The organism is Cupriavidus basilensis (genome assembly GCF_008801925.2).
In the GTDB taxonomy this organism is placed as follows: domain Bacteria; phylum Pseudomonadota; class Gammaproteobacteria; order Burkholderiales; family Burkholderiaceae; genus Cupriavidus; species Cupriavidus basilensis.
Genome location: NZ_CP062803.1, coordinates 1,911,824 through 1,933,108, shown reverse-complemented (window position 1 = coordinate 1,933,108; position 21,285 = coordinate 1,911,824). Strand labels below are relative to the sequence as shown.

Here is a 21,285-nt window from a genome sequence, read left to right as displayed (position 1 = left end):
GGCGCGGATCCCACAATAGCGCCTCAATCGATCGAAAACCGCCGGATCAGCCATCCGCGTAGCGTATAGGTCAGGCAGCAATAGCCAAGGATGATCGGCGGCAGGAAAAGCCAGAGCATGCCCGGCGCAGGCAGCAGGCCCAGCGGCGTTGCGAGCGGCGAGTAAGGCAGCCAGATGCCGATCAGGCAGATCGCCAATGTGGTGGCAATCAGCGCGGTGCTGCCTCGGCTTTGCACAAAGGGGATGTATCGTGTGCGAATCACATGAACGATCAGGGTCTGCGACAGCAGCGACTCCAGGAACCAGCCGGTCTGGAACAGGTGCTGCTGCGCGGGCGTGCTAGCGCCCAGTATCCAGTAGAGCGTCGCAAAGGTGATGTAGTCGAACACCGAGCTGATCGGGCCGATGCACAGGATATAGCGGCCGAGCTTGCCAATCTCCCATCGGCGCGGGCGGCTGACGGCATCGTCGTCCACGTTGTCGGTGGGCAGCGCGGTCTGCGAAAAGTCGTAGAGCAGGTTATTGGTCAGCACCTGGATCGGCGCCATCGGCAGGAACGGCAGCCAGGCACTCGCGCCGAGTACGCTGAACATATTGCCGAAGTTGGAACTCGCGCCCATGCGCAGGTACTTGAGCAGGTTGGCAAAAACCTTGCGGCCTTCGATCACGCCGTCGTGCAGGACCAGCAGACTCTTTTCCAGCAGGATGATGCTGGCGGACTCCTTGGCGATATCCGCACCGCTGTCCACCGAGATACTCACGTCAGCCGCCTTCAGCGCGGGCCCGTCGTTGATGCCATCGCCGAGCACCCCCACCACCCGTCCGCGCGCCCGCAGGGCCTTGACAATGGCAGCCTTGTGCGCCGGTGCCAGCTTGGCGAAAAGCTGCGTGCGCTCGGCAAGCTCCCCCAGCGCTTGCGGCGTGAGCCCGTCGAGTTCCGCGCCGAGTACGGCCCGGCCCACGTCAAGGCCAACTTCCCGGCATATCTTGCGCGCGATCACCGGGCTGTCGCCGGTCAATACCTTGACTTCGATGCCGCTGTCGCGCAGCGCGGCCAGCGCCGGTGCCGCGCTATCCTTGGGCGGGTCGATGAACGCGATATAGCCAAGCAGGATCAGGGCGGACTCGTCCGCCACCGAGTACGGCTGTGTATCCGGCGCCGGCGGCAAGGGCTTATAGGCGATCGCGATCACCCTGAAGCCATCTTCGTTGAGTGCAGTGCACACTGACATCAGCGAATGGCGGTGCGAGTCGTCGAGCGCCATCGCCCGCCCGCCAAGTTCGGCGCTGGCACATGCGGCATAGACTTCCTCCACCGCTCCCTTGCAGACCAGGAGCCTGCCATGTGGACCGTCCACCACAACCGACATGCGACGCCGCTCGAAATCGAACGGCACTTCGTCGATTTTGCGGTAGCCGCCCTCCAGCCGCAGCGCTTCGCCCACCTCGTCATGCTGAAGCACCGCCTTGTCCAGCAGGTTGTGCAAGCCGGACTGGTGGTAGCTGTTCAGGTAGGCGAATTCCAGCACGCGCGCGGTCTCCTGGCCCGCCAGGTCCACATGCTTCTTCAGGATGATGCGGTCCTGCGTCAAGGTGCCTGTCTTGTCGGTGCACAGTACATCCATGGCGCCCAGGTTCTGGATGGCGCTGAGGTGTTTCACGATCACCTTGCGGCGCGACATGGCAAGCGCGCCTTTTGCCAGGTTCACCGTCACCAGCATCGGCAGCATCTCGGGCGTCAGCCCTACGGCGACCGCCACCGCGAACAGCAGCGCCTCCAGCCAATCGCCCTTGGTGAGCCCGTTGATCAGGAACACCAGTGGCGCAAGGATCGCGATCAGGCCGAGCATCAGGCGCGCGAAACGCTGCAGGCCTTGCTCGAACACGGTGCCGGAGGTTTCCTCGGACAACGAGCGGGCGATGCTGCCAAACACGGCACGCGGCCCGGTCAGCACCACCACCACGGTCGCGCTTCCACTGACCACCGCCGTGCCCATCAGCACGATGTTCTCCAGCGTGCCGGGCTCGTCGCCGCTGGCGCTCTCCAGCGCGAACTTCTCCACGGGCAACGATTCGCCGGTCAGCGCCGACTGGTTAACGAACAGATCCTTCGAAGCCAGCAGCCGGGCATCCGCGGGAACGAGGTCACCCGCCGCCAGATGAACGATGTCGCCCGGCACCAGTGCGCCGATTGGCAGTTCGCTGGTGATGGGTAATGCCCCCGGCTGCGGCCGGCGCTGCGTGGCAGCGGTGGTATGCACCATAGCGCGCAACGCCGCGGCAGCACGTCCGGAGCGGCGCTCCTGCACGGTGGCCAGGCCAACGCTGAGCATCACCATCAGGGCGATCACCGCGGCCGCGTCGTAGTCTTGGATGGCTGAGGATACCGCCGCCAGGGTCAGCAGCATCACATTGAGCGGATTGAGCAAACGGCGCAGCAGGTCGAGCACGGCCGGGCGCGGACGCTCATGCTCCACCAGGTTGGGGCCGAGGTTTTGCAGGCGCAGGGCGGCCTCGGCGCCTGTCAGCCCCTCCGGGCCGGTATCAAGTTGCTGGAGCAGGCTCGCTCGCGGCATGCCGGCGGCCCGTAGCAACGCGTCCGGTATGCCGCCAGACGAAGCTGGCTTCTGCCTGCCAGTCGGCACAGTACCTGCCGCGCCTTGCCCCGATGCGACCGGCCGGTGCCATAGCCGGCCCACCATCCCGCCCAGGTACTGGATCGCCCTGCCAATCATGAAAGCAGCCTTGCCTGTGCTTGCGCAGCCCTGGCAAGCAGGCCGGTGAACATGGCCCGGTCATTGACCAGCAGCTTGCAGGCGAGTTTGAGGATACCGGGACCCACGTTCTTGCTCTCTTTTCCGTATGCGGCACTGGACCACACCGTCCGGTCCCAGCGGGGTCTGGCAGAGACATCGGGCATTGGGCAATAGCGAAGCCCCGCCCGCCATTCACGCGTGCAGCGGTGTCCGCACGCTGCCAGTACGTTCGTTCGCGTTCCCGCTCGTTGTGCAGCACCAGCGTGCCTGCGGCGATGCTCTGGGGGGAACCAAGGCACTATAGGCGGCGCTGCCGCGCGGCCGTTGATCGGTATCAAGTCCGGGGTGGATGCTGCTGCGCAGCGGCCGCAGCCTAGGTTGCGTCATCGAGAAATGCCTCCCGAGTCAAAGTCCGGAAATTCATCGTCGAGAATATCGAACACCGCAGCGGCCTTGCCGCCGAGATTGTGTGCGAGATTTCGCATCAGATGCTCGTCGGATCGCAACCATGCGTAGGCCGTCCGCACGTCATCGAGCGTGGGGCCGACGTCCAGAATCCGCACAATCACTTCCTGATCGAAGGGACCAATCACCTCGCGGATCTCGGCAGCAGTGGCGAGCATTTCCCCGGGTTTTCGCGTGGTCGTCATAACATTCACTCCTTTCATGTGTGTTGCATGCCCTGCAAAGTACCGGGGGCAGGCTCGACGGAGCGTTGGCGGCATCGATGGCCTTCTCCCGTATGCCAGGGGCCAGGTGTTTCATCGAAGCCGGATAGTCGTCCGCGCGCCAGGGCATGTTTCCCTCCATCCACCTCAGCGATCAGCGCCCGGCGGGTGCCACCGTTCAGTATGGCGCACCAATTGGCGCGCGACCACGTGTCGTGGTTGTCATCTGCGCGGCGGCGGGCTTGTTGCTGCCCAAGACCTCCTCGCGCGCCATCACCTCTCCCGCCGGCACCGCCGACACCATGGAAGTACTGACCCGGGTCACGCTGAGCGCCCCGCAAGCTGCGGGGCTGGCAAGCACTTTGACTTTCCCAAACCCGATATGTCCCGGCGGCTGCCCCAAGGCCTGTATGGCTACGACACCGCCCATCACCGCCTTATCCGCAAACGTGCGAGTGACATGCGCAACCTGACCGGATATCAGGACTTTGTCGGCCTCGCGCCGCTGGGCCGGCCGGCTTCGCTTTGCAGCTTGAGCGCCGGCATCCGGTCTAAGAACGCCTGGAAGCGGCTATTGTTATCAGGTGCCCGCCTGGCGCAAGCCATTGACGCGAATCAAGCGACGGCGCCCGCCATCACCTAGCATGAATGCTGGACGTCGTTGGGGACGTTCGCCGAGGATGTCACCATGCACGAGACGATGCGCGCCATGATTTTCGACGGCACCGGGCCGGCCCTGCGCCTGGCGCGCGTCCCCGTGCCAATCCCGGGCCCGGGCGAAGTGCGTATCGCGGTGAGCACCTGCGGCGTCTGCCGCACCGACCTGCACATTGTCGACGGCGAACTCGCGCACCCGAAGGCGGCGCTCATTCCCGGACACGAGGTCGTCGGCAGGGTCGAGTCCTGTGGCGCTGGCGTGACAGACCTTGCGCCGGGCGACCGGGTCGGCGTGCCGTGGCTCGGGCAGACCTGCGGGCACTGTGGCTATTGCGCGGCGCAGCGCGAAAACCTGTGCGATACGCCGCAGTTCACCGGCTATACGCGCGACGGCGGCTACGCCGAGTACGTGGTGGCCGACAGCCGCTTTTGCTTCCCCATCCCGGAGCAATACGACGACGAGCATGCGGCGCCCTTGCTGTGCGCGGGCCTGATTGGATACCGCACGCTGCGCATGGCGGGGGACGCCCACATGGTCCGCTCCATCGGCATCTACGGATTTGGCGCCGCGGCCCACCTGGTGACGCAGATCGCCGTCGCCCAGCAGCGCGAGATCTTTGCCTTCACACGCCCCGGCGACACCGCCGCCTGCCAGCTCGCCCGTGACACCGGGGCGTGCTGGACCGGTCCAAGCGACCAGCCCGCCCCGCAGCCGCTCGATGCCGCGCTGATCTTCGCGCCGGTAGGTGCGCTGGTGCCGATGGCGCTGCAAGCCGTCGCCAAGGGCGGCACCGTGGTTTGCGGAGGCATCCACATGAGTGATATTCCGGCCTTCCCCTATCGCCTGCTCTGGGAGGAGCGGTCGATCGTGTCGGTGGCCAACCTCACACGCAACGACGGGCTGGAACTGTTGCGGATTGCCCGGGCCACGCCGCTGCGCACCACCACCACGGCCTATCCGCTGGAGCAGGCCAATGCCGCGCTGGCCGACCTGCGCGCGGGCCGCCTGGCCGGCGCGGCGGTACTGCGCATCGCCTAATCGCCTGATTAGAACTCCCCCTCCAAAAAGTGCCCCCTTCGGCACCAACTTGCGCTAGATCAAGTCCACGGCCCACCCCGCCGGATAGCATTGGACCCTAAGCCGTCGCCCCGCGGATCAAGGTCTGTCTTTGTCGCCTCCCCTCCCCCCTTTGCCCGACACCCTGAACCCTCTGGAGCGCCCGGCGGCATTCCATCATTCAGCGCGCAAGGCGCACAGGTAGCCGATGAAACTCAAACCAGGCTGGGGTATAGCGGTATTGTTCGTTGCTGGCGCCATTGGAGCCGCCGTGTGGTTGCTTGGCAGCCAGCGCGACCCGTGGCCGGCTTATGTGGTCCACAGCAACGGGCGCATGGAGATCGGCCGCCTCGACGTGGCGGTGAAGTATCCGGGCCGCGTCATCGATCTGCCGGTTCGCGAGGGCGATGCCCTGGCTGCGGGCGCCGTGGTGGCCCGCCAGGATGACGCCGAATTACTGGCTCAGCTCAGCCTTGCCACCGCAGCCCGCGAGCGTGCCGTGCAGGCGGCGTCGCGCGCGCAGGCGGAGATCGGGGGCCGCGCGAGCCGCCAGCGGCTGGCGCGGCTGGAGTTGACCGAGGCGGTCAAGCTCTACCAGGACCGCCAGATTTCTTCGGTGGAGCGCGATCGCCGGCAGCTTGGCCTGGATGGCGAGAGCGCGGGCGTGAGCGGCGCGCGCGCCGCGCTTGGCGAGGCTAACGCGGCGATCGCGGAGGCCGATGCCCAGATTGCCCGGCTGAAGATCCTGCTGGATGAGGCAACCATCCGTGCCCCGGTGGCCGGGCGTGTGGAATATCGCGTGATCGAGGTCGGCACGGTGCTGCCGGCGGGCGGCCGCGTGGTGTCGCTGCTGAACCTGGCCGATATGTATTTCACGGTGTTCCTGCCCGCGGGTGCTGCCGGCAAGCTGGCCATCGGCGACGAGGCGCGCATCGTGCTGGACGCGATGAAGGATGAACCGATCCCGGCCCGCGTCAGCTTTGTGGCCAGCGAGGCACAGTTCACCCCCAAGTATGTCGAGACCGACGCCGAGCGGGCCAAGCTGATGTATCGCGTCAAGCTGCAGCTGGCGCCCGAGGTTGCCCAGCGTTACGCGGCCAAGCTGAAAGCCGGCATGACGGGCGATGGCTTTGTGCGCCTGGATGCCAGGCAGCCCTGGCCTGCCGCGCTGACGCTGCCCCGGCAGCCGGCCTGACGCCATGCCGAGTCCGCACCCCGACGGTGCCGCGGCCATCCGGATCGATGGCTTGTCGCATCGCTACGGCGCCAGCGTGGCGCTGGACAATGTGTCGCTCACGCTGCCCGGCAATGCCACCATCGGCCTGATCGGCCCCGATGGCGTCGGTAAATCGACGCTGCTCGGCGTGATTGCCGGCGTCAAGCGTATCCAGCAGGGCCATGCCGCCGTACTGGGTGCGGACTTGCGCGACCGGCAAGCGCGCGAGGCGCTGTTGCCGCGCGTGGCGTTCATGCCGCAGGGGCTGGGACGCAACCTGTACCCGACCCTGTCGGTCTATGAGAACGTGGACTTCTTTGCCCGGCTGTTCGGCCTGGGCGGCGAGGAGCGGCGCCAGCGCATCGAGCGCCTGCTCGCGGCCACCGGCCTGGCGCCTTTCCCGGACCGTCCGGCAGGCAAGCTCTCGGGCGGCATGAAGCAAAAGCTTGGCCTGTGCTGCGCGCTGGTCCACAACCCGGACCTGCTGATTCTCGACGAGCCCACCACGGGGGTGGACCCGCTGTCGCGGCGCCAGTTCTGGACCCTGGTGGAGGATCTGCGCGCCGAGCACCGCAATATGACGGTGATCGTTGCCACCGCGTATATCGAGGAGGCGCAGCGCTTCGAGCATCTGGTGGCCATGGACGCGGGCAAGGTGCTGGTGTGCGACCGTACCGCCGATGTGCTGGCGCGCGCGGGCACCGGCGACCTGGAGCAGGCCTATATCTCGCTGCTGCCACCGGCCCGGCGCGGCGATGCCACGGGACTGGTGATCCCGCCCCGCCCGCCGGATGGCGACGAGCCCGCCATCGAGGCCGAGGGGCTGACGCGGCGCTTCGGTGCCTTTACCGCCGTGGACAATGTGAGCTTTCGCATCGAGCGCAGCGAGATCTTCGGCTTTCTCGGCTCCAATGGCTGCGGCAAGACCACCACCATGAAGATGCTGACCGGCCTGCTGGATGCCACCAGCGGCACCGCGCGCCTGCTCGGCCAGACCATCGACGCCGGCGATATGCGTACCCGCATGCGGGTGGGCTATATGTCGCAGGCGTTCTCGCTGTACGAGGAACTGACAGTACGGCAGAACCTGGACCTGCATGCCAGGCTCTACCGGATGGAGGGCGAACGCGCGCAAAAGGCGGTCGGGCAGGCCCTGCTTGATTTCGAGCTGGACCAGCATGCCGATGCGCGGCCCGCCGCCCTGTCGCTCGGCATCCGCCAGCGCCTGCAGCTGGCTGCGGCCTGCCTGCACCATCCGGAAGTGCTGATCCTCGACGAGCCCACCTCCGGCGTGGACCCCGGCGCGCGCGACATGTTCTGGCGCCATCTGGTCCAGCTGTCGCGCCAGCAGCGCGTGACGATCTTCGTTTCCACGCACTTCATGAACGAGGCGGCGCGCTGCGACCGCATCTCCTTCATGCACCGCGGCCGCGTGCTGGCGGTGGGCAGCCCGGACGCGCTGCGGGGAAGCTGCGGCGCGCGGACGCTGGAGGATGCGTTCGTCAGCTACCTGGAGCAGGCGGAAAAACCGGAAAACGGCGCAACCGCCGCGGTCGCCGCCGCTGCGGCTGCGGCGAAGGCAGCGCCCGCGCAGCCTCCCGCGCCGGTCGGCCGGCCAGCCGCGCATGCCGGCGGCTCGCGGCTGGCGCGGACCTGGGCGTTCGCCAGGCGCGAGGCCATGGAGCTGGCACGCGACCGGCTGCGGCTGGCATTCGCCATCCTCGGCCCGATCGTGCTGCTGTGCGCCGCGGCGTGGAGCGTGTCCTTCGATGTGGAGAACGTGCGCTTCGCCGTGCTGGACCGCGACCAGAGCCGTGCCAGCCGCGAGCTGGTGGAGCAGTTCTCCGGCTCGCGCTACTTTGTGCAGACCGATGGCGTGCACAGCGAGGCGGACGCGGACCGGCGCCTGCGCGCCGCGGCCGATATGCTGATCGTCGAGCTGCCGCCCGGCTTTGAGCGCGACCTGCTGGCCGGGCGCCAGCCGGAGCTCGCATTCCGCGTCGACGGGTCCAGCCCGTTCCCGGGCGCCACCACGCGCGCCTATGTGACCGGCGTGCTGCTGGCCTACGCCAATGCGCAGATGCGCGCGCAGCCGGAGCGCCCGGCCGCGCTGCCGGTGTCGATCGAGACGCGCTTTATCTACAACCAGGAGTTCCGCAGCATCTACGCGATCACGCCCGGCATCATCATGCTGGCGCTGATCCTGATCCCGACCATGCTGACCGCGCTCGGCGTGGTGCGGGAAAAGGAGATGGGGTCGATCACCAATCTCTATGCCTCCCCGGCCAGCGTGGGCGAGTACCTGATCGGCAAGCAACTGCCCTACGTGGGGCTGGCGATGATCAGCTACCTGACCCTGGTGGCGCTGGCCATCGTGCTGCTGCAGGTGCCGCTCAAGGGATCCTTCCTCGCCTTGTCGATCGGCGCCGCGCTGTTCGTGCTGGCGGCCACCGCGCTCGGGCTGCTGATGTCAACCTTCGTGCGCTCGCAGGTGGCGGCCATCTTCGGCACCGCGATCCTGTGCCTGATTCCGTCGGTCAACTTCTCCGGCCTGCTGTATCCGGTGTCGACGCTGACGGGCAGCAGCTACTGGATCGGCCTGGGTTTTCCGTCGTCGTGGTTCCAGCTGGTCAGCCTTGGCAGTTTTACCAAGGGGCTTGGCGTGGGCAGCTTCGGCACCATGTACCTGGCCTTGCTGGGTTTCGCGCTGCTGTACCTGGCGGGCGCGCGTCTGCTTCTGCGCAAGCAGGAAGCGTAGCCGGGAGATGCCGCGATGAATCCATGGTGCAAGAACGTGGCCAGGCTGTGCGGCAAGGAGCTGCGCAGCCTGTTCAGCGATGCGACGCTGATGGCGCTGATCGTCTTTGCCTTCACGCTGGCCGTGCATTCGGTCGCCAAGGGCATCAAGGCCGAGGTGTCGAACGCATCGGTGGCCATCGTGGATGCCGACCACTCCGAGCTCTCGCGCCGCTTGCGCGATGCGATCCGGCCGCCGTATTTCAAGACGCCGGTGGATGTGGACCGGCACGCCGTCGATGCGCAGCTGGACCGGGGACGCTATATCTTTGCCATCGAGATCCCGCCGCGCTTCGAAGCCGACGTGCTGGCGGGAAGAACGCCGGCGGTGCAGGTGCTGGTCGATGCCACCGCGATGACCCAGGCTGGCCTGGGGGCCAGCTACCTGCAGCAGATCTTCACGCGTGAGGCGCTTGAATTCCTGCACGCGCGGGGCATCGAGGCGCAACTGCCCGTGCGTGCGCAGAGCACGGTGCTGTTCAATCCCAATACGGAGTCGCACTGGTTCACGTCGACCATGCAGATCGTGGTGAATATCACGGTGCTGGCCATCATTTTGGTGGGCGCGGCGGTGATCCGCGAGCGCGAGCACGGCACCATCGAGCACTTGCTGGTGATGCCGGTGCGCGCCAGCGAGATCGCGGTGGCGAAGATCCTGGCCAATGGCGCAGTGATCTTCCTGGCGTCCCTGCTGTCGCTGTGGCTGGTGGTGCATCTGTGGCTGGATGTGCCACTGACAGGTTCGATGGGGCTCTTTGCGCTGAGCACCGCGCTCTACCTGTTCTCTGTGACGGCGCTCGGCATGTGGCTGGCGACCATCGCGCCGGCGATGCCGCAGTTCGGCCTGCTGGCGGTGCCGACCTATGCCGTTGCCTACCTGCTGTCCGGCGCCGCCACGCCGGTGCAGAGCATGCCGCAGGCCATGCAGCACGCGGTGCAGTTCCTGCCGACCACCCAGTTCGTCACGCTCACGCAGGCCATCCTGTTCCGCGGCGCGGGCGTGGATGTGGTGTGGCCGCAGTTGCTCGGCGTCACCGCCGCGGGCGGGATCTTCCTGGCCCTGGCGCTGACACGGTTCCGCTCCATGCTGGCACAGCAAGGATAGACCGCCATGCCTGGACACACATACCACGCTTACCACCCTTACCACGCCCGCCTTTCCCCCAGCCCGCCCACACAACGGATTTCCGCCTTGAGTACTTATCCACGACGCGGCATCCTCGCCGGCCTCATTGCAGGCATCGCAAGCATCGCCGCAGCCGGCCTGGCCGGCTGCGCCACGGTCGATGTCACCGTGCCAGACAGCATCGCGGCGCCGGCCGCGTTCAGCGAAGCCCCCGCCGAGGGCACGCCGGCCGGGGCGCAGGACCTGGCGCAGTGGTGGCAGAACTGGAACGACCCGGAACTGACGCAGCGCGTGACCAAGGCGCTGGCGGCCAATCTCGATCTGCGCGTGGCCCAGGCGCGTGTGGCGGAGGCACGCGCGATCGGGCAGGTTGCGGAATCGGCGCTCTACCCGACGCTGTCGGCGCAGGCGCGCGCGGCGCGCGGCGTGGCCGACTTGCGCAGCCCCCCGGGCCTGCCGGATACCTCGCCCGGCCTGGACGGACATCTTGCCGGACTGACCGTGGCCTGGGAGGTCGACGTCTTCGGCGCCCGCCGCAGCGACGCCCAAGCCGCGGCCGCCGTTGCGCTGAGCGCCGAGGAGCGCCTGCGCGGCACGCGCCTGGTGATCGCTGCCGACGTGGCCGAGAACTACCTGGCGGCGCGCGGCCTGCAGCGCCGCATGCAGCAACTGGATCGGAGCACGGAAATCGTCGGCCAGTTGCTGAGCTATACCCGCGCGCGCTACGCGGCCGGACAGGCGCAGTCCTACGATGTCGAGCGCGTGAGCGAACAGCTTGGCGCATTGCAGGCGCAGCGCCCGGTGCTGACGAGCCAGATCTCGATGCGGGAACGCCGCCTTGCAGTGCTTGCCGGCCAGGTGCCGCAGGCCGCGGCGGCGCTTTCGCCGCCGCCCGCGTTCTTCGTGCCGTCCCCGCCCGCCGGGCAGGTGCCGTCGGACGTGATCGAGCGGCGCCCGGATGTGCGCGCCATGGCCGCGCTGGTACGCGCGCAGGCTGCCAGGCTCGGCAGCGCCAAGGCAGAACAGTTTCCCCGGTTTTACCTGACGTTCCTCGGCCAGGACGGGCGCCTGCACGTGGACGGGCTGCCGGCGCTGAGCGGCACCGGCGGGCTGGTGGGCGTCGGCGTGCAGTTGCCGATCTTCACCGCAGGCCGCATCCAGGCCGGCATCGATGCCGGCGACGCCCGCCTGCAGGCCGCGCAGGCGGAATACAACCAGACGGTACTGCGCACGCTGGAGGAAGTGGACAACGCCTACAGCCAGCGCAGCAGCCTGGACCAGCGCGGCGCCCGGCTGGCCGACGTGGTCGCCACCGCGCAGCGCAACAGCCAGAACGCCACGCGCCTCTACGAAGGCGGACAGCGCACGCTGCAGGATGTGCTGTCCGCGCGCGTCGGCGCGCTGCAGCGGGAGGACGAACTGATCCAGACGCAAACGGCGCAGGCGCTGGCGGCCGTGCAGCTGTATCGGGCGCTCGGCGGAGAATGGCCGGGCGATCCGGAGCCAGCCCGGCATTGAGCTCGATGCATGCGCGCCCGGCGCGGAATCGGCCTACGCTCCCGTCTTCAGCATCCGCCACAACGTGGTGCGCCCGATCCCCAGTTGCCTGCTGGCCTCGGCGCGGTTGCCGCCGGCCTGTTCGAGCGCAAGCAGTACGTCGGCGCGGGTCAGCGCAGGCCGCGGTGCATCGCTACCAGGCGCCGGCAGCTCCGGGCGCATTCGCTCGAACTCGGGAAACACAGCGCGAATCTCCTGCATGGATCCGGCCTGGGGATCGCCAAGGTAAATGGCCGCGCGGGTCAGCAGATTTTCCAGTTCGCGCACGTTGCCCGGCCATGCGTATCCGTTGAACAGGGGTACCAGCAGTTCCAGCGCACGCGCCATGACTTCGTGCGGCAAGCCATATTGCGCGATGCTGCGCTTGACCAGGTGGCGCGCCAGTTCCGGTATGTCGCCGCGCCGGTCGCGCAATGCCGGCAGCGCGATCTGCAGCAGGTTCAGCCGGAAGTAAAGGTCTGCGCGAAACAGGCCCTTTGCCACCAGGGCGTGCAGGTCCCGGTGCGTCGCCGCGATGACGCGCACATCGATCGGCGTGGCGCGCCCCGAGCCTAGCTTCATGACCTCGCGTTCCTGCAATACGCGCAACAGCCGGCTTTGCAGGGCCGCCGGCATCTCGCCGATCTCATCGAGGAAAATCGTCCCGGTGTGGGCGGTCTCGAACAATCCAGGCCTGCCTCCGCGCCGCGCGCCCGTGAACGCGCCGTCCTCATGCCCGAACAGTTCACTCTCTATCAGGCCCTCCGGCAAGGCCGCGCAATTGAAGGCGACGAAGGGGTTGCCGCGGCGGGCGCTCGCATTGTGAATGCCCTGGGCGACCAGCTCCTTGCCTGTCCCGCTCTCGCCCGTCAGCAGTATGGTCGCATCATGCGCCGCGCCGGCACGCGCGAGGCGCCGCACCCTGTCCAGCGCGGCGGAGCTGCCGGTCAGGTCGTCCAGGCTGTGCCGTGCGACCAGCTGCGTCGGGCGCTGGGTGGTCCGCAATGACCGGTCGATCCGCTGCGCGGCCTGCGCGTCCTGCACCGTCACCACCGAGCCGGTACGCAGGCCATGCTCGACGATGGGCAGGCAGGTCACGATCAGCGCCCGCCCGCCGATGCGCGCGATCCTTTCTTCCAGCGGGCCTTCGGTGCTGATGGATTCGCGCAGGAAGGGCCCCACCGCAGCCGTCAGCTGACGCGGGATATCCTTGTCGCCAGCCAGCCCGAGCAGGCCGACCATGGCAGGATTGACGGCTTCGAGCTGCCCGGCGTCGTCGAACGCCGCCACGCCATCGCGCAGGTGCGCCACGATGGTGTTCAAGCGCACGCGCTTTGACTCCTTGTGCCGGCTGACCCTGGCCAGCTCGATCGAGCGCTCGAAGGCTTCTTCGACCGCCCCAAGGGAGTACAAGAACACGCTATCAAGGCCGGCCTGCTGTGCGAAGTCGCACGCCATGCCGGGTCCGATGATGACCGTGCAACCCTCCGCGGCAAGCGATGCGACCACGGTCCGTACCTCGTCGATCGAGCGATAGGCGCGTTGGAGCAGATCCACCTTCAACCAGGCCCGCAGATCGTCAAGCTCATGCGAAACCGTCTCATGCAGGACGAGCCCGACCCGCTCTCCCGGCCAGGCCGAAGCGGCTTGCGCGATCCCGCTGAGCACGTCAAAGCCGTTTACCTTGACCATCACCACGGGCACGCTCAGGTGATCGCGCAGATAGGCGCCGTTCGATCCCGCCGCAAGCACGACATCCACGGTGCCCGCGTCGACGTATGCCTGCAGCGCGGCGACCGCGGCGCCATACCCTTCCCGTACCGCAAGTATCTTCGCCCGGTCGCTGTAGCGCGGCGCCACGGTTTCGCACAACGCTTGCAGGCGGCTGATACTGACCAGGGCAATGCCGGGCCGATGCGCGTCGTGCCGCGCAACGGGAGTGAATTGAGAGAGCGTCGGCACGAAAGGTCTCCTCCAGCTGGCGTGCAATGTTCCACGAAACGTTTCGCGAAACGCCTCAAAAAAAGAAGAAACATTCTCGCACGAATCACGCGTCGGAGAACGCGCGTAAGTTATTGATTTATCGTGAGATATGAAAATGCCAGCCGTTGGCATGGATTGTGCTGAAAGGGTGTCTCCTTCTTTCAGAGTCCAGAGGTAAGTGCCATGTCATCTCATTCAGCCAGCCGCCGCGCGGCATTCCGCCGCAAGGTCGACGAGCGCAGGGGCCTGCTGGTGCCCGGCGCGTTCAACGCGCTAAGTGCCCGCATCATCGAGGACGCCGGCTTCGAGGCGCTGTACCTGACGGGGGCTGGCGTGACCAATATGTCGTTAGGGCTGCCCGATATGGCCTTTATCGGGCTGCAGGATATTGCCGAGCATACGGCCCGCGTGCGCGATGCCGTTGACCTGCCGCTGATCGTCGACGCGGACACGGGCTTCGGCAATGCGCTGAACGTGCGCCACGCGGTGCGCACGCTTGAGCGCGCAGGTGCCGACGCCATCCAGATCGAGGATCAGGTGCTGCCAAAGAAATGCGGCCACTTTGCCGGAAAGGCGGTCATTTCGACCAGCGAGATGATCGGCAAGCTCCACGCGGCCGTTGATGCGCGGGAAGACAGCAACCTGCTGATCGTGGGCCGCACCGACGCCTGCGCCGGGCACGGCATCGAAGCCGCGATCGAGCGCGGGCATCGTTTCGTCGAGGCCGGCGCGGATGTGCTCTTTATCGAGGCGACAGAGTCGCTCGCCGATATCCAGCGCCTGCCCGCGCTGTTCGATACGCCCCAACTGATCAATGTCGTGATCGGCGGCAAAACGCCGACCCTGCCGCGCGACGAACTCGGCAAACTGGGCTACGGCATCGTGCTGTACGCGAACGCGGCGCTGCAAGGCGCGGTCCACGGCATGCAGCAGGCATTGACCGTGCTGCGCGACAGCGGGCGGCTGGACGAGGATCCGTCGCTGGTCGCATCGTTCAGCGAACGCCAGCGACTGGTAAACAAGGTGCGGTTCGACCGCCTCGAGCAGCAATACAAGGCGGGCGAGGAATAGCATCGGCGCCAGGCGATGCCCGGTGCCTCCGTCGTCAATTCAATTGCCGGCCGAACGCCTCGTCCCATTCGACAGCCCGCAATGTATCCGTGGCACGGTCGTACGCGAGCGGATGCGTCAGCCGGCCCATGTCCTCCAGCTCGAAATCCGACCGCTGCAGCAGCGATGACACGGTATTGCTCGCGAAGAACGTCGGGCCAGGCGCATCCCGGGCAATCGAAGCCGTCCGGCTGATTCGTGCGAAGCAGCGTGATCGGGGCCTAGATGGTTTCCCTCTGCAGCCTGATGGCCTGGGCCGCCGCTCGCAGCGCCCCCAGCCGCCAGCAGGGCCGTCGTATTCCCTGATGCCCGGCACTTCGCGTCGATTCGTCATTTGACGAACTCCATGGATGAACATGGTGCCGCCATGCAATCGAGCCGGCCTGGCGCGTCTCGCCGTCCACTATGCGGCCGACTTCTTCGGCTTTGATCCGGCACGACGCTCCGGATCCGTCTCCTTGGACGTGGTTCCATCGGGGGGCGAGGTACCCTTTGCCTTGGGCTCGGCCTGGCGCTTGTCGAACCGAATCTCACCGCTGTCCTTGTCGTAATCGATCGTGGCGCTGTCGCCCGGCTTCAGCGCGTCACCGAGAATCTCCTTGGCGAGACGTGTTTCGATGATCTGGCGAATCTGGCGCTTGAGTTCACGTGCACCGAACTCGGGCTGGTAGCCGACGTCGACCAGATGGTCGACGAGCGCCTCGCCAAAGCTGAGCGTGATGTCTTGGGCTGCCGCGGTACGCACGATGCGATCGAGCTGGATGTGCACGATCGCGCGGATATTCTCCTTGGCCAGCGCGTTGAACACGATGATCTCGTCGATCCGGTTCAGGAACTCGGGACGGAAGTGCCCCTTCAACACGTCCATCAGCGCCTCGCGGACTGCCTTGTCAGGCTTGCGCGCGGCCTCGGGCCGGCCCAGGTTCTCCATGATGATGGCGGCACCGAGGTTGCTGGTCGCGATCAGGATCGTGTTGCTGAAGTCGACCACGCGGCCTTTGCCGTCGGTGAGCCGACCGTCGTCGAAGACCTGCAGCAGCACGTTGTAGACGTCGGCGTGCGCCTTCTCGATCTCGTCAAGCAGGATCACGCTGTACGGACGCCGCCGCACGCGCTCGGTCAGCTGGCCGCCCTCTTCGTAGCCCACGTAGCCCGGCGGCGCGCCGATCAGGCGCGCTACCGCGTGGCGCTCCATGTACTCGGACATGTCGATGCGGATGATCGCCTGCTCGTCGCCAAACACGGTCTCGGCCAAGGCCTTCGCCAGCTCCGTCTTGCCCACGCCGGTGGGTCCCAGGAACAGCAGGGTCGCGATCGGCCTGTGCGTCTGGCCCAGGCCTGCGCGCGACAGACGTACCGCGTCGCTCACCGCGATCACCGCATCGTCCTGGCCAACCACCCGCTCGCGCAGCCTCGCCTCCATGGCAAGAAGCTTCTGCCGCTCCGCCTGCGTGAGCTCGGCGACCGGAATGCCGGTGAGGCGAGACACGACCTCGGCCACCGTGGCCACCGTCACCTCGAGCGTCTCCGAACCGGTCTTTCGCTGCCACGCCTCCATCGCCTCGTCGAGCTGCTTCTGCTTCTCGCCGATGCGCTCCTCGAAGCGCTTGGCCTCGTCGAAGCGCTTGCGCGACGACGAATAGTCCTGCTCGCGCTTGAGCTGCGCGGCTTCCGCTTCCATTTCCTGGATCGCGGCCGGACGGGATGTCGCGCCGATCCGCACCCGTGCCGCGGCCTGGTCGATCAGGTCGATCGCCTTGTCGGGCAGGAAGCGCGACGTGATGTAGCGATCCGCGAACTCGGCGGCCGCGACAAAGGCGTCGTCGGAGAAGGTGACCTGGTGATGCGCCTCCAGCTTGTCACGCAAGCCGCGCAGGATCACGATGGTCTGCTCGACGCTCGGTTCCGGCACAAGGACCGGCTGAAAGCGCCGCTCGAGCGCCGCGTCCTTCTCGATGTACTTCTGGTATTCATTCAGTGTCGTTGCGCCGATCAGGCTGAGCTCGCCGCGCGCCAGCGCTGGCTTGAGCACATTGGCGATGTCGAGACCGCCCTCGCCCCCGCCCTGCCCGGCCCCGACGATCGTGTGCAACTCGTCCACGAACAGGATCAACGAGTCCTGCTTCGCGGTGACCTCCTCGATCAGCTTTTGCGCGCGCTCCTCGAATTCGCCGCGGTACTTCGCTCCCGCAACCATCGCGTTGATATTCACTTCGACGAGCCGCTTGTCGCGCAGGACCTCCGGCACGTCGCCGTTGACGATCCGCTGTGCCAGTCCTTCCACGATGGCTGTCTTGCCGACGCCCGGCTCACCGATCAGCACGGGATTGTTCTTCTTGCGCCGGGCAAGCACCTCGATCGTGCTCTCGATTTCCTGTGCGCGCCCCAGCACCGGATCGAGCTTGCCCTGGCGCGCCAGGGCGGTGAGATCGCGGCCAAACTTGTCCAGGTTGGGCGTGCCTGTGCCGCCTTCGAGGCGGCCGTCCTCCGCGCCCTTCCCCACCACCTTGACGACCTTCTGGCGCAAGCCTTCCGGTGTCACGCCATACTTCTTGAGCAGGGCTCCCGCGATGCTCTCGGGCACCGCGGCAAGACCGATCAGCAGATGCTCGGGCCCGACGTACGAGTGGCCCAGTTCTTGCGACGCCTGGAAGGCAAACTGAAAGGCCTTCTTCAAACGCGGCGAGATCGTCATCCGCTCGAGCGGCGCGTCGGGGGACGCTTCCCCTGTGCGGGCATGCTCATCGATGTAGGTCTTGATGTCCTGCGCCGAGATCTTGAGTTCCTTGAGCAGCGCGCCGGCAATGTCGTTGTCGGCAAGCACGTACAGAAGATGCTCCGTGTCGAGCTCGGCGCGGCGCAACTCGTGCGCCTTTTCTCCCGCGCGCTGCAACAGTTCCAGCGTCTGCTCGCTGAAGGCGTCCGTGGCATCGACCGATTCGCGCGGCACCTCGGCGGAGAACGAGCCCGCATCGTCGGCCTCGCCGCCCATGCCCCCGAACAGATGGGACAGCCCGCTTGCTCCGCTCAACAGCGAGTCGAACGGGTTCAGCATGTTCTGGTGCCGCAACATCTGCCGGTAGTGATAGTCACAGATTGAGAGTGTCCTGCGCGCGCCGTGCTCCATCACGGTGACACGGGCAACGGCGGGGCGTGCATTACAGATATCGCAAAGGTCTGGCATGGCGTGAAGATCCCTGTTGGTCAAAGCCTTCAGACTGTTCGAATCGGTTGCGGCATGGCAGCCGGGTTGTTCTGGAGATGCGAGGCCGGCAGGCCACTGGAATCATCCAGGTGTTGACTGATTCTTCTGCCCTCGTCCTGGTACGTTTTGGTGCGCTTCCGAGTTCGTCGCAGCAACATCAGCCTGTGGCTAACATAGCTGATCGCCAGGCCGCCGCAAAGATACAGTTGAGAACGACCGGTACGCGTGGACTGTGCTGTCCCTCTTTCCCCTCCGTTCCGCGAAAGAGGACTGGATGCGGCGGCACGGTTCCTGATCTCCGGGCGTGGCGGCGAGCACCGTTTAGAGCACAGTGGGATCGGCTTGCACAATACGATGCGGCAGAAGCCTTGCTGTGCTCTTGCCCGGCCTGTGACGTTCATTGAGAATGCTCGAGCAACAACGCAACAACGCAACGACGCGCACGCCCGGCACGCCGGAGGCCGCGGTTGAAAGAAGCGAACACCAGACATCCAACGAAAACGGCATGACTATCCGACGCATGACCTCCGACGTGTAGCGGCCAGTCAAAGGAAGCCTTCAAATGAACAATCTCCATCGGCAGTTGGCACCAATCTCCGAAGGTGCCTGGGAGCAGATTGAGCAGGAAGCATCTCGCACCCTCAAACGCTACTTTGCCGCTCGGCGTGTTGTCGATCTGGTTGGACCGAAGGGTTTCGAATTTTCCGCGGTCGGCACTGGCCAGCTGCGGGAAATCACCCCGCCAGGCGATGGCATCGAAGCGGTCCAACGCGATGTGCGGGCGCTGGTGGAACTTCGGGTCCCGTTTGCGCTGTCGCGCCAGGAGATGGATGGCGTCGAACGTGGTTCGAACAATCCCGACCTGCAGCCACTGAAGGATGCGGCGCGCAAGCTCGCACAGGCCGAGGATCGCATTGTCTTCGACGGCTATGCGGCGGCCGGGATTCAGGGAATCACTCAGGGTGCCAGCAATGCCGCGCTGGACCTTCCACCCGATATCGGCGGATATCCAACCGTGGTGGCGCAGGCGGTGGACCAGTTGCGCCGTGCTGGTGTCGACGGGCCCTACAGGCTACTTCTGGGCGACAAGCCATTCACGGCCGTGAGCGGGGCCACTGACAACGGATATCCTGTTCTGCGCGACATTCGCCAGCTTGTGGACGGCGACATCATCTGGGCGCCGGCGATGGACGGCGGCGTAGTGCTCACCGCGCGGGGCGGCGACTTCGAACTGCACGTCGGCCAGGACGTATCGATCGGCTACCTTGACCATACCGAAGCCACCGTTCGACTATATTTTCAGGAAACGCTCACCTTCCTCATGCTGACCGCCGAGGCAGCCGTCGTGCTTGGAAGTTCGGAGCGTTAGATGACCCGGCGAGTGCCGCGTATGTCTGTCGACCATCCGATCGATGAACACAGGGGCGACCCGCGACGCTTGCGTTCGGCGAGCTTGACCTTCCCGCGCGACAAGCAGGCCATCCACCAGGCATAGGCACCTTTGAATGATAGGATAGACGGCGGTCCGGCTATCGCGAACAGTCATCTATCACTCCACCATTCTCGAAACTCGTCCTGGAAGACACTCGTCAACATGGCAAACATCATCCCCGAGCAGCAAGCCGTATCTAGTCCGATCACCAGTAGCGCGATCTTCATCGTCGCGGTCCTGTCCGCGGGCGAGAACAGCGCGGATACCGTGCGCGCATTGTGCGCTGATATCGGTGCCCTCGTTCGTGCCGTGGGAAAGCGAGTCCCCGGCGGCAACCTCTCGTGCGTCTGCGGATTTGGTTCGGATGCCTGGGACAGACTGTTCGGAGCCCCCCGCCCTGCTGGCTTGCACCCCTTTCGCGAATTCGGTGCCGGCGACCGCCACGCCATGGCGACGCCGGGCGACCTGCTCCTGCACATTCGCGCCGACCAGATGGACCTGTGCTTCGAACTCGCAACGCAGTTGATGGGCCGGCTTGGCGCGGCCGTGTCGGTGGTTGACGAAGTGCATGGCTTTCGCTATTTCGACATGCGCAGCATGGTCGGCTTCGTCGACGGCACCGAGAACCCGACGGGCGCCGAGTCCGTCCGCTTCACGATCATTGGCGATGAGGACGCCTCGTTCGCCGGAGGCAGCTACGTGATGGTGCAAAAGTACCTGCATGACATGGCGGGCTGGAACAGCCTCTCCGTCGAGACGCAAGAGCGGATCATCGGCCGCACGAAGCTGTCGGACATCGAGCTCGATGCCGCGGTCAAGCCGTCGTCGTCGCATAGTTCGCTCACCACGCTCGAGGAAGACGGGGAGGAGGTGAAGATCCTGCGCGACAACATGCCTTTTGGCCAGCCGGGCAAAGGCGAGTTTGGCACGTTCTTCATCGGGTATGCCCGCTCGCCCAAGCCGCTGGAGCAGATGCTTGAGAACATGTTCGTCGGGCGACCACCTGGAAACTATGACAGGCTGCTTGACTTCAGCAGGGCAGTCACCGGCGGCCTGTTCTTCATTCCATCGGCCACGCTGCTGGAAGACCTTGCCGAGCGTCACCCCAATGCCATGCAAGCAGACAGCGCAGGTCACGGCTCTCCTTTCTCGCCCGAGGCGCAACGCCAGGACGGTTCCCTGAAGATTGGTTCGCTCAAAGGGGCATCGGAAGCCGATTGACCGGCTTGACGCGGACCGCGCACGGCATGTGCCAAGCCCGTGCTATGGAACGGCGGCGCCTTTACTCGCGAATGCTCTGAACCGCTGACTGCATGCCTTCAAGGGCGCCACAAAGCTGCAATGCCCGTCCGTCGTTACCAGGAGAACAACAATGACATCAACGTTCCATCCAAAGATGACGGCCGACGTTGCACCCCGCATGGGCAGTGGGGCCCGCGCCGAGGACGTCGCGCAGGGCACGGAGAGCGCGGACTTCGCGCAGCGAGCCATTGCCGCCGGCTTCGAGGTGCGCGTGCAGCACCAGTCGATCGACTTCGCAGCGGAGATCGATCCCATCACGCGCAATCCCAAGGTGGGTGCGGTCGTGAACTTCCTGGGGGTCGTGCGCCAGTTCGGTGTCTGGAAAAAAGAGATCCGACGCGACGGCACATCGGAATGGGTCGGGTCCAAGGCGCGAGACGAGCGAGCAGTGAACCGCTGGGGCTGACCCCCTGTCACGGGCGACTGATCGATGCCTGACGG

At 66.1% G+C, this 21,285-nt stretch carries 13 protein-coding genes and 2 pseudogenes; 10 read left to right on the top strand and 5 right to left on the bottom strand.

The window, feature by feature from the left end; genetic code table 11:
• Positions 1-23: 23 nt before the first annotated feature.
• Both mgtA and F7R26_RS08740 read right to left on the bottom strand, forming a co-directional pair.
• Positions 24-2,735 carry a magnesium-translocating P-type ATPase gene (gene mgtA, locus F7R26_RS08745; RefSeq protein WP_170302037.1) on the bottom strand — a complete coding sequence of 904 codons (2,712 nt, stop codon included), beginning with the start codon at positions 2,733-2,735 and terminating at the stop codon, positions 24-26.
• 404 nt (positions 2,736-3,139) lie between these two features.
• A complete protein-coding gene (locus F7R26_RS08740) occupies positions 3,140-3,406 on the bottom strand; it encodes a hypothetical protein (protein ID WP_193692140.1) in 267 nt (88 codons plus the stop codon).
• A gap of 412 nt (positions 3,407-3,818) precedes the next feature.
• Between F7R26_RS08740 and F7R26_RS08735 the strand changes: the two are divergent.
• The 6 genes and pseudogenes from F7R26_RS08735 to F7R26_RS08710 all read left to right on the top strand — a co-directional run.
• Positions 3,819-3,932, top strand: a pseudogene (locus F7R26_RS08735) (SagB/ThcOx family dehydrogenase); the annotation flags it as partial.
• Between the two features lie 180 nt (positions 3,933-4,112).
• Positions 4,113-5,120, top strand: a complete 1,008-nt coding sequence (locus F7R26_RS08730) for a zinc-dependent alcohol dehydrogenase family protein (protein WP_150993469.1) — start codon at positions 4,113-4,115, stop codon at positions 5,118-5,120.
• 226 nt (positions 5,121-5,346) lie between these two features.
• A complete protein-coding gene (locus F7R26_RS08725) occupies positions 5,347-6,333 on the top strand; it encodes an HlyD family secretion protein (RefSeq protein ID WP_150993471.1) in 987 nt (328 codons plus the stop codon).
• A gap of 4 nt (positions 6,334-6,337) precedes the next feature.
• Positions 6,338-9,112 (top strand): ribosome-associated ATPase/putative transporter RbbA, encoded by a 2,775-nt coding sequence (gene rbbA / locus F7R26_RS08720; RefSeq protein ID WP_193692139.1) that lies wholly within the window; start codon positions 6,338-6,340, stop codon positions 9,110-9,112.
• A gap of 15 nt (positions 9,113-9,127) precedes the next feature.
• On the top strand, positions 9,128-10,255 hold the full coding sequence (locus F7R26_RS08715) for an ABC transporter permease (RefSeq protein ID WP_150985913.1): 1,128 nt from the start codon (positions 9,128-9,130) through the stop codon (positions 10,253-10,255).
• A gap of 87 nt (positions 10,256-10,342) precedes the next feature.
• Positions 10,343-11,794 (top strand): efflux transporter outer membrane subunit, encoded by a 1,452-nt coding sequence (locus tag F7R26_RS08710; protein ID WP_241754467.1) that lies wholly within the window; start codon positions 10,343-10,345, stop codon positions 11,792-11,794.
• Positions 11,795-11,827: 33 nt separating this feature from the next.
• Here the strand turns inward: F7R26_RS08710 and prpR are convergent, their stop codons facing one another.
• Complete coding sequence (gene prpR / locus F7R26_RS08705; protein ID WP_241754466.1) at positions 11,828-13,774, bottom strand: propionate catabolism operon regulatory protein PrpR; 1,947 nt, start codon at positions 13,772-13,774, stop codon at positions 11,828-11,830.
• Positions 13,775-13,978: 204 nt separating this feature from the next.
• Here prpR and F7R26_RS08700 point away from each other — a divergent pair, with 204 nt between their 5' ends.
• Entirely contained in the window at positions 13,979-14,866 is an 888-nt protein-coding gene (locus tag F7R26_RS08700) for an isocitrate lyase/PEP mutase family protein (protein WP_150985910.1), read from the top strand.
• Positions 14,867-14,912: 46 nt separating this feature from the next.
• Here F7R26_RS08700 and F7R26_RS08695 read toward each other — a convergent pair.
• Positions 14,913-15,239 (bottom strand): annotated as a pseudogene (locus F7R26_RS08695) (CbbBc protein); the annotation flags it as partial.
• A gap of 69 nt (positions 15,240-15,308) precedes the next feature.
• Positions 15,309-18,089, bottom strand: coding sequence for an ATP-dependent Clp protease ATP-binding subunit (locus tag F7R26_RS08690; RefSeq protein ID WP_150985909.1), 2,781 nt, complete (start codon positions 18,087-18,089; stop codon positions 15,309-15,311).
• Positions 18,090-18,672: 583 nt separating this feature from the next.
• On the opposite strand from F7R26_RS08690, the gene F7R26_RS08685 reads away from it, so the two are divergent.
• The 3 genes from F7R26_RS08685 (at position 18,673) to F7R26_RS08675 (ending at position 21,250) form a co-directional block, all read left to right on the top strand.
• The gene (locus F7R26_RS08685) at positions 18,673-19,479 is read left to right on the top strand and encodes a family 1 encapsulin nanocompartment shell protein (protein WP_150985908.1); all 807 of its coding nucleotides are present in this window, start codon (positions 18,673-18,675) and stop codon (positions 19,477-19,479) included.
• Between the two features lie 225 nt (positions 19,480-19,704).
• Positions 19,705-20,763 (top strand): Dyp-type peroxidase, encoded by a 1,059-nt coding sequence (locus F7R26_RS08680; protein ID WP_150985929.1) that lies wholly within the window; start codon positions 19,705-19,707, stop codon positions 20,761-20,763.
• A 151-nt stretch (positions 20,764-20,914) separates the two neighbouring features.
• Complete coding sequence (locus F7R26_RS08675; RefSeq protein WP_241754465.1) at positions 20,915-21,250, top strand: molybdenum cofactor biosynthesis protein MoaE; 336 nt, start codon at positions 20,915-20,917, stop codon at positions 21,248-21,250.
• Positions 21,251-21,285 lie beyond the last annotated feature (35 nt).